The following is a 13,280-nucleotide window of genomic DNA, read 5'->3' on the forward strand; positions in this document are numbered from 1 at the left end:
CTATTCCGACGCTTGGGCCGCTGGCGTCGACGGCGCCTGGCCATCCGCCGGGCCGGCCGGGGGATGCGTTGCGCTGCCGGCCGGGCCGGGTTTCCTGCGTGCGGTGGCGATCAGGGTGTAGGCCACCGGCACGACGAACAAGGTCAATAGTGTACCCAGCATCAGCCCGCCCACCAGGACCCAGCCGATCTGCTGGCGCGATTCGGCGCCCGCGCCCGACGACAGCGCCAGCGGCACGGTGCCCAGCACCATGGCGCCGGTGGTCATCAGGATCGGCCGCAGGCGCAGCACACTGGCCTCGGTGACGGCCTCGAACAGGGCCTTGCCCTCGTCTCGCAGCTGGTTGGTGAATTCGACGATCAGGATGCCGTGCTTGGTGATCAGGCCCACCAGCGTGATCAGGCCGATCTGGCTGTAGATCGACAGCGTGCCGCCCGTCAGCCACAGCGCCAGCAGCGCGCCGGTCATCGACAGCGGCACCGACAGCATGATGATGAAGGGGTTGCGCCAGCTTTCGAACTGGGCCGCCAGCACCAGGTAGATGAAGGCCAGCGCCATGGCGAACACCAGGTAGATGCTGGCCGACGAATCGCGGAACTCGCGCGACTGGCCGTCCAGGTCCGTCACCACCGTATTGGGCAGCACGTCGCGCGCCACCTGGTGCATGTGGGTCAGCACCTCGCCCAACGCATAGCCCGGCGCCACGGCGGCGTCGATCTTGACCGCGCGCAGGCGGTTGAAGTGGTTCAGCGACTGCGGCGACACGCCTTCGTGCACGGCCACCAGGTTGTCCAGCTGCACCATGCTGCCGTCACGCGCCCGCACGTGGATGCCGGAAATGTCGGTGGGGGTGGCGCGGTCGCGCGGCGTGACCTGCACGATCACGTCGTACTGCTCGCCCTGGTCCTTGTAGCGGGTCACCTGGCGTCCGCCCAGCATCGATTCGAGGGTGCGACCCACGGTGTCGACGTTGGTGCCGACGTCGGCCATCTTGTCGCGGTCCACCCGCACCCGCAACTCGGGCGTGTTCAGGCGCAGGTCGGTGTCCAGGTTGAGCAGGCCGGGATACTTGCGCAGTTCCGTCAGGAACACCTCGGTCAGGCGCGCCAGTTCCTCGTAGGAGGCCTGGCTCATGATGATGAATTCCACCGGTTTGGAACGCGCCGACTGGCCCAGCGACGGCGGATTGGTCGGGAACGCCCGCACCCCCGGCAGCGACGAGAACAACGGTTGCAGTTCCTGGGTGATGGCCTGCTGGCGGCGGCCGCGCTCCTCCCAGGGCTTGAGGCGCAGGATCGCGGTGCCGTCGGTGACCGTGGGAAAACCGACGGTGACCTGGCTGCCGCTGGCCTCGGGAATGGCGGCGTAGAACTTCTCGATGCCGAGCATGCTGTCGAGCGTGTAGTTCAGCGTCGCGCCTTCCGGCGAACTGACGATGCCGAACACGACGCCGCGGTCCTCGACCGGCGCCAGCTCGCTCTTGACCACCTTGAACAGCACGCCGCTGGCCGCCGCCACCGCGATGCCGATCGCCACCACCAGCCAGCGATGGCGCAGCGCCAGCGCCAGTGTCCGCCGGTAGCCATTGCTCATGGCGTCGAGCCAGCCTTCGATCAGGTTGTACCAGCGGCTGTGGCTGCTCTGGTGGCGCAGCAGCACCGAGCACATCATGGGCGTCAGCGTCAGCGCCACGAAGCCGGACACCAGCACCGCGCCGGCCAGCGCCAGCGCGAACTCGATGAACAGCCGCCCGGTGCGGCCGGTGGCAAAGGCCAGCGGCGCGTACACCGTCACCAGGGTCATGGTCATGGCCACCACGGCGAAGCCGATCTCGCGCGAGCCGCGCAGCGCCGCTTCCTTGCGCGGCATGCCGTCCTCGATGTGGCGGAAGATGTTCTCCAGCACCACGATGGCATCGTCCACCACCAAACCGATGGCCAGCACCATGGCCAGCAGCGTCAGCGTGTTGATCGAGAAGCCGAACAGGTACATCAGCGCGCAAGCGCCCACCAGCGACACCGGGATGGTGACGATGGGAATGATGCTGGCGCGCAGGTTGCGCAGGAAGAAGAAGATCACCAGCACCACCAGGACGATGGCTTCGCCGATGGTGTGGAACACCGAGTCGATGGAGCGCTCGATGAACACCGACGAGTCGTAGGCGATGGTCAGCTTCATGCCCGCGGGCAGGTTCTCGTTCAGCCGCGCCACTTCCTCGCGCGCCGCCTTCGACAGCTCCAGCGGGTTGGCGGTGGACTGGCGCGTGACGCCGATGTTGATGGCCGGCTTGCCGTTGAAGCGCGACAGGATGCGGTCGTTGGCGGCCCCGATCTCCACCTTGGACACGTCCCGCAGCCGCACCGGATAACCCTTCACGTTGGCGACGATGACGTTCTCGAACTGCGCCGGGGTCTGCAGGTCGGTGGACGACACCACCGAAAACTCGCGCGCCCGCGACTCGATGCGGCCGGCCGGGATCTCCACGTTCTGGCTGCGCAGCGCCGACTCGACGTCCTGCACCGTGAGGCCGTAGGCCGCGAGCTTGTCGCGGTCGACGTAGATGCGCATGGACGGCAGCCGTTCGCCGAACACGCGCACCTCGGCCGCGCCGGGCAGCACCGACAGGCGGGTCTTGATGTAGCGGTTGATGTAGTCGGAAGTCTGGATGGCCGAATACGAGCCGGACTCGACCGCGATGTAGATGATGGGCTGCGAATCCGCCTCGACCTTGCCAATGATGGGCTCGTCGATCTCGTCGGGCAGGAAACGGCGCGCGCGCGAGACCTTGTCGCGCACTTCGGCCGCCGCCGCGTCCGGATTGCGCGACAGGTTGAACTTGATGTTGATCAGGCTGCGCTCGGAGCGGCTGCGGGAGGTCATCACGTCCACGCCCTCGATGCCGGCCAACTGGTCTTCCAGCGGCTTGGTCACCTGCGACTCGATCACCTCGGGCGAGGCGCCCTTGTAGGTCGTGTCCACCGACACGATGGGCTCGTCGATCTTGGGATATTCCCGCACCGTCAGGCGCGAATACGAGATCAGACCGATCAGCACGATGACCAGTGACAGCACCGATGCGAACACCGGCCGCTGGATACAGGTTTCCGAAATGCGCATGAAGGCCGCCGCTCGCTGGGATAGTGGCGTCAGGCGCCGTTGTTGACGACCTGCACCGGGCCGCCGTCGGTGACGCGCTGCAGTCCGGAGACCACCAGTTGGTCGCCCGCCGCCACGCCCGTCAGGATCTCGACCTTGCCTTCACGGCGCTCGCCGATGGTGACTTCGCGGCGCTCGGCCACGCCGTCCTTGACGCGGTATACGTACTGCGTCTCGCCGGACGGCGACAGCGCCGCCTCGGGCGCGACCAGCGCCTTGTCCTGGTTGAACAGCAACTGCACGCGCGCGAACATGCCCGGGCGCAGCAGCGAATCGGCGTTGGCCACGGTGGCGCGCAGCAGGATGGAGCGCCCGCCCGCATCGACCAGCGGGCTGACCGCGTACACCAGGCCGGGGCGTTCCTGGCCTGGCAAGGCATCCAGGCGCAGCGTCAGCTGCTGCCCCACGCCGACCTTGCTGAGATACATCTCGGGCACGCGGAAATCCACCTTGAGCGGGTCGATCGCTTCCAGCGGCGCCAGGTCCTGGCCCTGGTTGACGTAGTCGCCCACCGACACGCTGCGCAGGCCGGCGAAACCGGCGAACGGCGCGCTGATGGTCATCTTGTCCAGGCGCGCCTGCGCCAGCGCCACCGCGGCCTCCTGCACCTTGAGCGTGCTGGCCGACTCGTCGCGCGCCTGCTGGCTGACGAAGCCCTTGGCCTGCAGCGCCACGGCGCGGCGATAGTGGCTCTGCGCCAGCGCCAGGTTGGCACGGGCCTGCGCCAGTTCGGCGCGCGGCACGGAATCATCCAGGCGGATCAGCGCCTGGCCACGCTTGACCGGCTGGCCTTCCTTGAATTCGATCGACTGGATCCGGCCGGCCACTTCGGGCCGCAGCATCACGGCCTCATCCGAGCGCAGGCTGCCCACCGCCGACAGGCCGCGGGCGAACGGAATTTCCGTGACGGCGGAGACTTCGACCCGCACTGGAGCCGCCTTGGAGACGGGTTGGGCGGGCGCGGCGGCGCTGGCCGCCTGCGTGGCGACCGGCGCGAGCCAGCGCGGCACGAATACGCCCAGAGCGGCCCCCGCGGCCACTCCCGCCGCGATAGCGGCCAGCAATGCTGCTTTTTTCATGCGAATGTGGCGGTATCGCGGCGCGTGCCAGGCATCCCCCGCTGGGACGGCGCCGCAGGAACAGGATCAAGGGTTGGCACTTTAGCACCGGATTTACAACCTGGAACAATCCTGAAGCGCACTGAAAGCACTAAACCGGCCGACCCAGGGTATTTCCCGATGCGGCAGGCCGCCGCAGCGCGCCCGCATCGGTGAAAACACGGAGCCGTTGACGGACGCCGCGGCGCCCCGGCGGGTCGTTCAGCCGCGTCGGACCGACTCGACGCCCTGGTTGGCCAATTGGTCGGCGCGCTCGTTGCCGGGATCGCCGGCATGGCCACGCACCCAGCGCCACGACACGGTGTGACGGCGCACCTGCTCATCCAGGGACTGCCACAGCTCGGCATTCTTGACCGGCTTCTTGTCGGCCGTCATCCAGCCGCGCCGCTTCCAGTTGGCGAGCCATTCGGTCATGCCTTTCATGACGTACTGGGAGTCGGTGTGGATGGTGACCGCGCAGGGACGCTTGAGCGCGCGCAGCCCCTCGATCACGGCCAGCAGTTCCATGCGGTTGTTGGTGGTCTGGGCCTCGCCGCCGTGCATGGTCTTTTCGTGCACGCCGGCGCGCATCAGCACGCCCCAGCCGCCCGGACCGGGATTGCCCTTGCAGGCGCCGTCGGTCCACATTTCCACTTTCTGGTCGTTCGCGTTGTTGTCCTGCATGGTGCTGCTTGTATGTCCTTGTACTCTCGATGTGAATGCGGCGGGCCGCTCAGGAGCGGTCGAAGCCGTCGTCGGCCTGGCGGTTGACCACCACCGACGCGGCCCGGGCCCGCTTGGGCTTGGTCTTCCAGGCCGGGCCGATGATACGCATGCCGGCCACGCGCTTGACCGCCGACACCAGGTAGACCGCGCCGCCCACGCTCCACCAACGCGCGCCGGCCGATTCGAGGAAGCCCCAGCGCTGCAGCCATTTTTCGCTGCGGCAAGCCGGCGCGTAGCAGCCAAAGTGGCTTTGCTCGACCTCGAGCGACAGCAGCTTGAACCAGTCTTTCAGGCGCGGCAGCGACACCTGCGACGACGGCGGTTGCGGCAGCCAGGGCTCCATGCCCGGCATGCGGGTGCGCGCGCCCCACATGCTCCAGGGGTTGAAGCCGGAGATCACCACGCGCCCTTCCGGCACCAGCACGCGCTCGACCTCGCGCAGCACGTTGTGCGGCTCGCTGGTGCATTCGAAGGCATGCGGCAGGATCAGCAGGTCCACGCTCTGCGATTCGAACGGCAGCGCCTCGGGCTGCGCCAGCACCACGCGCGACTGCCAGCCGGCGATGCTTTCGGCGGTCGGGGTTTCGGTGCCGACATACCCCTTGAAGGGCATGCGGTTGGCGCGCAGCAGGTTCAGGTCGGCCAGGCCGACCTGCCAGGCGTAATATCCAAAGACGTCCGCCACCGCCGCGTCGAACTGCGCGCGCTCCCAGGCCAGGGCGTATTGCCCTGGCGGAGTCTGGAACCATTCGGCCAGTTCTACAATCGGCGGAGTCTCTTCTGCCACGTCTTATTCCTTCGAATCCCATGCAAGCCTTGACCGCCCCCGCAGGCGGCCGCGAACGCAATGCCGCGGTCTTGCCCCTGCCCGCCTTCACCGACAACTATATCTGGGCCATCGTCCGCGACGGCCAGGCCGCCGTGGTCGACCCGGGCGAAGCCGGCCCGGTGCTGCAATGGCTGGCCCGCGAAGGCCTGCGACTGCGCGCCATTCTACTCACGCACCATCATGGCGACCATGTGGGCGGTGTTCTCGAATTGTCCCGCATCGGCGACATCACGGTGTACGGCCCGGCGCGCGAAAAATTGCCGCGCTGCGACGTGCCGCTGGTCGAAGGCGACCGCGTGGTGCTGCCCGAACTGGACCTGGACCTGGCCGTGCTGGACGTGCCGGGACATACCGCCGGCCACATCGCCTACACCGGGCGGGCGGCGGGAAAACAGCCTGTGCTGTTCTGTGGCGACACCCTGTTTGCCGGGGGCTGTGGCCGGCTTTTCGAGGGCACTCCCGCGCAAATGTCTGATTCTTTGGAAAAATTTTCTGTTTTACCGCCAGATACACAGGTTTTTTGCGCACACGAGTACACTCTAGCGAACTTGCGCTGGGCCATGGCGGTCGAACCCGCCAACCGCACCCTGCAACAGTGGTATCAGCGGGCCCGGCAATTACGCGCAGAAGGTCTCCCCACGCTTCCGTCGACCATCGGCCAGGAACGCGCGACCAATCCGTTTTTGCGTACGCAGCAAGCTGACGTCGTCCGCGCCGCAGACAACTGGGCCGGCCACGACCACCCGACGCCGGTAGAGGTTTTTGCCTCCCTTCGTGAATGGAAGAACGATTTCAAGTGACCGCCCGATGAATTTCTCCCGACTCCTTCTGCCACTTCTGCTGGCAGTCCTCGCCGGTTGCGCAGGAACCAAATCCCACGACAGCAAGAACCTCACCACCAATTCCCAAGGGCGCTACATCGCCCGCGACACGTCCCGCACGGTGGACCTGACCAATCCGCCGGTCGACGCCTGGGACCGCATCCGCCGCGGCTTCGCCATCCCCAACCTGAACACCGACCTCTCGCAGCAGTGGACCGACTACTACGCGTCCCACCCCGAGGCGGTGCAGCGCATGGCCGAGCGCGCCGGCAAGTACCTGTATTTCATCGTCGACGAGATCAACCGGCGCGGCCTGCCGACCGAGCTGGCGCTGCTGCCTTTCGTCGAAAGCGCCTACAACCCCACCGCGCTGTCGCGCGCCCAGGCCTCGGGCCTGTGGCAGTTCGTGCCGGCCACCGGCCAGCACTTCAACCTGAAGCAGGACTGGTGGCGCGATGAGCGCCGCGACCCCATCGCCTCGACCAACGCGGCGCTGGACTACCTGGAAAAACTGTTCGAGATGCAGGGCGACTGGTACCTGGCGCTGGCCTCGTACAACTGGGGCGAAGGCTCGGTGCAGCGCGCCATGGCCAAGAACGAGGCCGCCGGCCAGCCCACGGACTACCTGTCCCTGAACATGCCGGACGAGACCCGCAACTACGTCCCCAAGCTGCAGGCCATCAAGAACATCATCGCCGACCCGCAGCGCTACGCGGTGGCGCTGCCGCCGGTCGGCAACACGCCGTACTTCGTGACGGTGCAGAAGAACAGCGACATCGACCTGGAAATCGCCGCCAAGCTGGCCGAGATGCCGCTGGACGAATTCAAGGCGCTGAACCCGTCGTTCAACCGCCCGGTGATCCGCGGCGACCACGCCCCCACCCTGCTGCTGCCGGCCGACCGCGTCGAGATCTTCAACGCCAACCTGACCAACTACAAGGGCGACCTGAGCGCCTGGAAGGTCTACCACTCGCGCCGCGGCGAATCCTACGCCTCGATCGCCAAGCGTTTTGGCGTGACCGAAGCCAAGCTGCGCGAAACCAACGACATAGGCTCGCGCCAGAAGGTAGCCTCGGGCCAGTCGCTGCTGGTGCCGGGCGACCCGGGCACCGGCGGCGTGCAACTGGCCTCGCTGGCCGCGCCGGTGGGCGCGCTGGATTCGGCTCCCGTCAGCACCGGCAAGACGCCGGCGCCGCGCGGCAAGGCCGCCGCGCCCGCCGCCCGCGGGGCCAATGCCCGTCCCAACGTGCGCACCCACAAGGTGCGCCAGGGCGACACGCTGTTCTCGCTGGCCAAGCAATACGGCACCTCGGTGGACGCGCTGCGCGCCCTGAACAACCTCAAGGGCAGCGCGCTCAAGATCGGCACCCAGCTGCGCGTGCCGGGCACCAACGCCCGCGGCTAGACCCCGCGATCGATACGCTTCATGCAGCGGCGCCCGCAAGGGCGCCGCTCTGTTTTGTCCGCGAAACCGCCAAACTCCTTAAAATAGGCGGTCTCCAGCAGGAAAAAATCAAAGGAATCACACACATGGGCTTTCTCGCCGGCAAACGCATCCTGGTCACCGGGGTGCTTTCGAACCGCTCCATCGCCTACGGCATCGCGCGCGCCTGCCATCAGCAGGGCGCCGAACTGGCCTTCACCTACGTCGGCGACCGCTTCAAGGACCGCGTGGCCGAATTCGCCGCCGAGTTCGGCAGCGACATCGTGCTGCCCTGCGACGTCGCCGAAGACAGCCAGATCGAAGCCACCTTCACCGAGCTGGCCAAGCGCTGGGACGGCCTGGACGGCCTGGTGCACTCGATCGGTTTCGCGCCGCGCGAAGCCATCGCCGGCAATTTCCTGGACGGCCTGTCGCGCGAAGGCTTCCGCATCGCCCATGACATTTCCGCCTACAGCTTCGCCGCGATGGCCAAGGCCGCGCTGCCGCTGATGGAAGGCCGCAACGGCTCGGTGCTGACGCTGACCTACCTGGGCGCCGAACGCGTGGTGCCCAACTACAACACCATGGGCCTGGCCAAGGCCTCGCTCGAAGCCAGCGTGCGCTACCTGGCCACGGCGCTGGGTCCGCGCGGCATCCGCGCCAACGGCATTTCGGCCGGCCCGATCAAGACACTGGCCGCCAGCGGCATCAAGGACTTCTCGGCCATCCTGAAGTTCGTCGAGGCCCAGGCGCCGCTGCGCCGCAACGTCACCATCGATGACGTCGGCAACGTCGCCGCGTTCATGCTGTCGGACCTGGCCGCCGGCGTCACCGGCGAAATCACCCACGTGGACGCCGGTTTCTCGACCATCGTCCCGGGCATGGAAGAGTAATTCCGTTGGCGGGCCGGGCGCGCCGCCCGGCCGTTGCGCGCCGGGCGGGTCTTCCGCCCGGGCTGCCGGCGCCTCAGGCCGGCCGCACCACCAGCGTGGACACCTGCACGTCCACCGCGGTCATCAGTTTGTGGATCGGGCATTTCTCGGCCACCGCCAGCAATTCGTCGATCTGCGCGTCCGACAGTTCGCCATGCAAGGTGAGCTTGGCGGTCAGGCGATAGACGCCCTTGCGTTCCTCGCTGGCATCGCGCACCACGTCAACGCCCACCGACTCCAGCGGCAGCCCCTTGCGCTGCGCGTAGACCATCAGCGTCATGGCCTTGCAGCCGCCCAGCGCCGTATCGAAGTAATCGTGGGGATCGGGGCCCACGCCTTGCGGCTGCGGCATGTCCAGCGGCAGGTCGTGGCCTTCGGCCGTGGCGGTGAACTGCAGGGTCTTGGGCGCGTTCTGGCGCACGTGGATGGTCATGGGCGGGGTTCCTCGCGTTGCGGGCGGCACGACGGGCCGCTCCTGCCCCGTTTGTAGCATCCGCGGCCGGCTAGCGGGCTTCCGCAACACTCATTTCTGACTGTAAGCTGAACTTCCAGCCTCGGCGCTGGTCGGATATTGCTGTCCGCAAGATCGTTTGCATTCAACAGGAAGACCGCATGAGCGCCAGACAACTTCTAGACCAATTGCTGCAATCCGGCCAGGGCCTGCTGGCCGACGCCGGTTCCAAGGTGCAGGGAGCCACGGGCGGCAAAGGATCGTCCTTCCTGACCGGGTTGGGCGGCGGCGCCCTGGGCGCTGGCGCGCTGGGCCTGCTGCTGGGCAGCAAGAAGGCCCGCAAGATCGGCGGCAAGGTCGCCATGTACGGCGGCATGGCCGCGCTTGGCGCCCTGGCCTACCGCGCCTATGGCGACTGGCAGCGCAAGCAGGCCGGCGCGCCCGCCGCCCCGCCGCAGACGCTGGACCGCCTGCCCGCGCCCGAGGCCGAACAGCACAGCACGGCGGTGCTGACCGCGATGATCGGGGCGGCCAAGGCCGACGGTCACATCGGGCCTGAAGAACGCGCCCTGCTGGAAACCGAGTTGGCCAAGCTGTCCAGCGATGCGCAGGACCGTCGCTGGCTCGAAACCGAGTTGTCGCGCCCGCTCGATCCCGCCGTGATCGCGCAGTCGGCCAAGACACCGGAAATGGCCGCCGAAATGTACCTGGCCAGCCTGCTGGTGGTCGACGAGGAGAGCTACATGGAGCGCGCCTACCTGGACGAACTGGCGCGCCAGCTCAAGCTGCAACCGGGGCTGAAGGAACAGCTGGAACAGCACGCGCGCGCGGCGGCCTGACGGCGGGCGCGTCGCGCCAGCCCGCAGCGGCGGGGCCAGCGGCACAACCGCCGGCCCCGCCGTTTTCATGTCCTGTCAATCGGCATGCAGGCCGATTGCGGCAGTCAGCGCCGTGTAGCGGTCGATATCGGCGTTGATCATGTCCTGGAACGCGCCTGGCGAGCTCGTCGTCGGCGTGAAGCCCTGCTCGCGCAATGCCGCCTGCACGTCGGGCCGCAGCATGATGCGCGCCAGCGTGGCGTTCAGCCTCGCCACGACCGCCGGCGGCGTGGCGGCCGGGGCCAGCAGGCCGTGCCATTGGTCCAGCGCGTAGCCGCTGATGCCTTGCTCGGCCACGGTCGGCACGGCCGGCAGCAAGGGAGAACGCTGCGGCGACGTCACCGCCAGCGCGCGCAGGCGGCCCGCCGCGATCAAGGGCGCGGCGCTGGACGCCGTGACCACGCCCATGCCGACCTGGCCGGACATCACATCGGTCAGGGCCGGACCGCAGCCCTTGTAGGGCACCTGCTGCAAGGGCGCGCCCGTGGCCCGCGCCAGCATTTCACCCGCCAGGTGCTGCGGCGTGCCGTTGCCGCAGGAGGCGAACGGCAGCGGACGCTCGAGTCGGGCCGCGTTGAGCGCGTCATCCAGGGTGCGCTGCGGCGAGGCCGCCGGCACCACGAACACGGATGGCACGAACGCCACATTCATCACCGCCGTGAAGTCGCGCCTGGGCGAAAATCCCAGGCTGCGGTACACACCGGGGTTGATCGCGAACGAACTGTTGACCATCAACAAGGTGTAGCCGTCGGGCGGCGATTCGGCGACCACGCGGGCGCCGATGTTGCCGCTGGCGCCCGGCCTGTTCTCGACCACCACCGGCTGGCCGAACTGTTCCTGCAGGTCGGCGCCCAGCCGCCGCGCCAACAGGTCGGTGCCGCCGCCAGGCGGGAAGGTCACCACGATGGTGATGGGGCGGGTCGGATAGTTCGCGTCCGCCACGGGATCGCCGGATGGCGGATTGCCGCAGGCACCCAGCGCCAGGGCCAGCGGCAGCAAGCAAAATCGAAGGGCGCGTTTCATGATGCGTATCCCTGGCAAAAGGCCGGACTCAGGCGTCCAGTCCGATATCGAGCACCTTGGCGCTGTGCGTCACCCAACCGACGGCGATCTGGTCGACACCGGTGGCGGCCACCGCGGCGGCGGTGTCGGGCGTGATGCGGCCGGAGGCTTCGGTAATGGCGCGGCCGCGCGCCATGGCAACCGCCTGGCGCAATTCGTCCAGGCTCATGTTGTCCAGCAGCACCACGTCCACGCCCAGCGCCAGCGCGGTTTCCAGTTGCGCCAGCGTGTCCACTTCCAACTCGATCTTGACCATGTGGCCGACGCTGGCGCGGGCCCGTTGCACCGCGGTCTCGACGCTGCCGGCCAACGCGATGTGGTTGTCCTTGATCAGCACGGCGTCGTCCAGGCCGTAGCGGTGGTTGCTGCCGCCGCCCACCCGCACCGCGTACTTCTGCACCGCGCGCAGGCCCGGCATGGTCTTGCGGGTGCAGGTGACGCGGGCGCCGTGGCCGGCGATGGCGCGGGCGATCGAAGCCGTTGCGGTGGCCACGCCGCTCAGGTGGCACAGGAAGTTCAGCGCCACCCGCTCGGCGCTGAGCATGGCACGGGCGTTGCCGCGGATGGTCGCGATTTCGGTGCCGGGCGCCAGCTCGGCGCCATCGCGTTGCGCCACGCGAAACTCCATGGCGGGGTCCAATGCGCGGAACGCCAGGCGCGCCAGGTCAAGACCGGCCAGCACGCCATCCTGGCGCGCCACCAGGCGCGTCTGCGCCACGGCATCGGCCGGCACGATGGCGTCGGTGGTCAGGTCTCCGGCCCGTCCCAGGTCTTCGAGCAGGGCCGCGCGCACCAGCGGCTCCAGCATGACATCCGGCAGGGAGGGAATGGTCAATCGGGCGAACGGGGCTTCAGCATTAATGCTCATTTTGAGTATTTGTTGGTTAAAAAAAGGCGCGCTCCAATTGCGCATGCATTTATGCTAAAGATGAGTATATGAGCTTGTCAAGCGTCAGAGCCCGCGCGACACGGGCAACTTGCTGCCGGCGATGGCGCGCTCGAGCAGCACGTCGCGGCGGAAGCGGAACAGTTTGGCCGGACGACCGGCCGTGCCGGTTGCCATTTCGCCGGTCTCTTCCACCAGCGCCTGCTGCTCGATCAGGCGCCGGAAGTTCTGCTTGTGCAGGCCGCGCCCGGCCAGGGCCTCGACGGCCTGCTGCAACTGCAGCAGCGTGAACTGCGCCGGCATGAGTTCGAACACCACCGGCCGGTACTTGATCTTGGCGCGCAGCCGCGCGATCCCGGTGGCCAGGATGCGGCGGTGGTCATGGCGCATCGGCTCGCCCGGCAGCGCGGCGGCCTGCCCCGCCGCGTGGCGTCGCCCCGCCTCGGGCACCAGGCCTGCCTCGAACAGCAGCTCGTAGCGCTGCAGCACCATGTCTTCGTTCCAGGCTGCGCCATCGAGCCCGAAGGTGATGGCAACGCGCTGGCCACGGCGGTTGCGCATGGCGGTGTCGGAAGCGCCTTCACACCACGCCCGCAGGCGTGGCACGATCAGTTCGTCCAGCACCGAGGGCGTGCCCGCGCGCCGGTCTTCCCACGGGAAATAACGGTACCAGTCCTGCCAACCGACCTGCGCCACGCCGGTCTCGCCCGCCTCGCGAGTCAGGCCGAGATAACTGACAGACATGACCCGCGCGCCCGACTCGTCGGAACGATCGCCGTCGGCGAAGGTATAGAGCTGCTCGACGTAGCCCAGGGGATGATGCGTCTGCGCCTCCACCCACGCCCGCAAGCCCGCTTGCAGCGAACGGTGCGAGAGTTCGAAAGGCCCCGCAGGCAAGGCGCGCGCGTCATCGGTGGTCAGGACGCGCGGCTCGCCGTTGGTGACGGCGACCAGGACGGCGACGAGTTCGGCATGGACGGAGCGTTCGACGGATTCGGTCAAGGTGGATGGCTGGAAAT

12 protein-coding genes are annotated in these 13,280 nt (G+C 67.9%); 4 read left to right on the forward strand and 8 right to left on the reverse strand.

Translation table 11 applies throughout. The annotated features are described in order from the left end of the window. The 4 genes from DK459_RS19080 to DK459_RS19095 all read right to left on the reverse strand — a co-directional run bounded on the left by DK459_RS19080 (position 1) and on the right by DK459_RS19095 (position 5,766). Positions 1-3,117: an efflux RND transporter permease subunit gene (locus DK459_RS19080; RefSeq protein ID WP_110134978.1), complete on the reverse strand. Its 3,117-nt coding sequence runs from the start codon at positions 3,115-3,117 to the stop codon at positions 1-3. Positions 3,118-3,146: 29 nt separating this feature from the next. Further along, a complete protein-coding gene (locus tag DK459_RS19085; RefSeq protein ID WP_006388692.1) occupies positions 3,147-4,235 on the reverse strand; it encodes an efflux RND transporter periplasmic adaptor subunit in 1,089 nt (362 codons plus the stop codon). A 240-nt stretch (positions 4,236-4,475) separates the two neighbouring features. Then, entirely contained in the window at positions 4,476-4,937 is a 462-nt protein-coding gene (gene rnhA, locus DK459_RS19090) for a ribonuclease HI (RefSeq protein ID WP_020925186.1), read from the reverse strand. A 49-nt stretch (positions 4,938-4,986) separates the two neighbouring features. Further along, on the reverse strand, positions 4,987-5,766 hold the full coding sequence (locus tag DK459_RS19095) for a class I SAM-dependent methyltransferase (RefSeq protein WP_020925187.1): 780 nt from the start codon (positions 5,764-5,766) through the stop codon (positions 4,987-4,989). Positions 5,767-5,786: 20 nt separating this feature from the next. Between DK459_RS19095 and gloB the strand changes: the two genes are divergently transcribed. From gloB to fabI, 3 genes are all read left to right on the forward strand, one after another. Continuing rightward, entirely contained in the window at positions 5,787-6,608 is an 822-nt protein-coding gene (gene gloB, locus DK459_RS19100; RefSeq protein WP_020925188.1) for a hydroxyacylglutathione hydrolase, read from the forward strand. Between the two features lie 7 nt (positions 6,609-6,615). Further along, positions 6,616-8,034, forward strand: a complete 1,419-nt coding sequence (locus DK459_RS19105) for a transglycosylase SLT domain-containing protein (RefSeq protein WP_006388688.1) — start codon at positions 6,616-6,618, stop codon at positions 8,032-8,034. 125 nt (positions 8,035-8,159) lie between these two features. Continuing rightward, positions 8,160-8,945, forward strand: a complete 786-nt coding sequence (fabI, locus tag DK459_RS19110) for an enoyl-ACP reductase FabI (RefSeq protein ID WP_006388687.1) — start codon at positions 8,160-8,162, stop codon at positions 8,943-8,945. A gap of 73 nt (positions 8,946-9,018) precedes the next feature. Here fabI and DK459_RS19115 read toward each other — a convergent pair whose 3' ends face one another. Beyond that, positions 9,019-9,417 (reverse strand): OsmC family protein, encoded by a 399-nt coding sequence (locus DK459_RS19115; RefSeq protein ID WP_070540354.1) that lies wholly within the window; start codon positions 9,415-9,417, stop codon positions 9,019-9,021. Between the two features lie 179 nt (positions 9,418-9,596). Here DK459_RS19115 and DK459_RS19120 point away from each other — a divergent pair, with 179 nt between their 5' ends. Then, positions 9,597-10,274 carry a tellurite resistance TerB family protein gene (locus DK459_RS19120; RefSeq protein WP_020925192.1) on the forward strand — a complete coding sequence of 226 codons (678 nt, stop codon included), beginning with the start codon at positions 9,597-9,599 and terminating at the stop codon, positions 10,272-10,274. A gap of 75 nt (positions 10,275-10,349) precedes the next feature. On the opposite strand, the gene DK459_RS19125 is transcribed toward DK459_RS19120, so the two are convergent. The 3 genes from DK459_RS19125 to DK459_RS19135 all read right to left on the reverse strand — a co-directional run bounded on the left by DK459_RS19125 (position 10,350) and on the right by DK459_RS19135 (position 13,263). Continuing rightward, positions 10,350-11,336 (reverse strand): tripartite tricarboxylate transporter substrate binding protein, encoded by a 987-nt coding sequence (locus DK459_RS19125; protein WP_110134979.1) that lies wholly within the window; start codon positions 11,334-11,336, stop codon positions 10,350-10,352. A gap of 28 nt (positions 11,337-11,364) precedes the next feature. After that, positions 11,365-12,243, reverse strand: a complete 879-nt coding sequence (gene nadC / locus DK459_RS19130) for a carboxylating nicotinate-nucleotide diphosphorylase (RefSeq protein WP_006388683.1) — start codon at positions 12,241-12,243, stop codon at positions 11,365-11,367. A gap of 84 nt (positions 12,244-12,327) precedes the next feature. Beyond that, positions 12,328-13,263 carry a membrane protein gene (locus DK459_RS19135; RefSeq protein WP_006388682.1) on the reverse strand — a complete coding sequence of 312 codons (936 nt, stop codon included), beginning with the start codon at positions 13,261-13,263 and terminating at the stop codon, positions 12,328-12,330. Positions 13,264-13,280 lie beyond the last annotated feature (17 nt).

The sequence above is a fragment of the Achromobacter sp. RW408 genome, from assembly GCF_003184165.1.
Taxonomy (GTDB): domain Bacteria; phylum Pseudomonadota; class Gammaproteobacteria; order Burkholderiales; family Burkholderiaceae_B; genus Achromobacter; species Achromobacter xylosoxidans.

What these genes read in the sequence shown, in the direction of transcription:
- DK459_RS19085 (WP_006388692.1), bottom strand. Translation starts at nt 4,235, where the DNA reads ATGAAAAAAGCAGCATTGCTGGCCGCTATCGCGGCGGGAGTGGCCGCG.
- rnhA (WP_020925186.1), bottom strand. Translation starts at nt 4,937, where the DNA reads ATGCAGGACAACAACGCGAACGACCAGAAAGTGGAAATGTGGACCGAC.
- fabI (WP_006388687.1), top strand. Translation starts at nt 8,160, where the DNA reads ATGGGCTTTCTCGCCGGCAAACGCATCCTGGTCACCGGGGTGCTTTCG.
- gloB (WP_020925188.1), top strand. Translation starts at nt 5,787, where the DNA reads ATGCAAGCCTTGACCGCCCCCGCAGGCGGCCGCGAACGCAATGCCGCG.
- DK459_RS19120 (WP_020925192.1), top strand. Translation starts at nt 9,597, where the DNA reads ATGAGCGCCAGACAACTTCTAGACCAATTGCTGCAATCCGGCCAGGGC.
- nadC (WP_006388683.1), bottom strand. Translation starts at nt 12,243, where the DNA reads ATGAGCATTAATGCTGAAGCCCCGTTCGCCCGATTGACCATTCCCTCC.
- DK459_RS19080 (WP_110134978.1), bottom strand. Translation starts at nt 3,117, where the DNA reads ATGCGCATTTCGGAAACCTGTATCCAGCGGCCGGTGTTCGCATCGGTG.
- DK459_RS19115 (WP_070540354.1), bottom strand. Translation starts at nt 9,417, where the DNA reads ATGACCATCCACGTGCGCCAGAACGCGCCCAAGACCCTGCAGTTCACC.
- DK459_RS19105 (WP_006388688.1), top strand. Translation starts at nt 6,616, where the DNA reads ATGAATTTCTCCCGACTCCTTCTGCCACTTCTGCTGGCAGTCCTCGCC.
- DK459_RS19125 (WP_110134979.1), bottom strand. Translation starts at nt 11,336, where the DNA reads ATGAAACGCGCCCTTCGATTTTGCTTGCTGCCGCTGGCCCTGGCGCTG.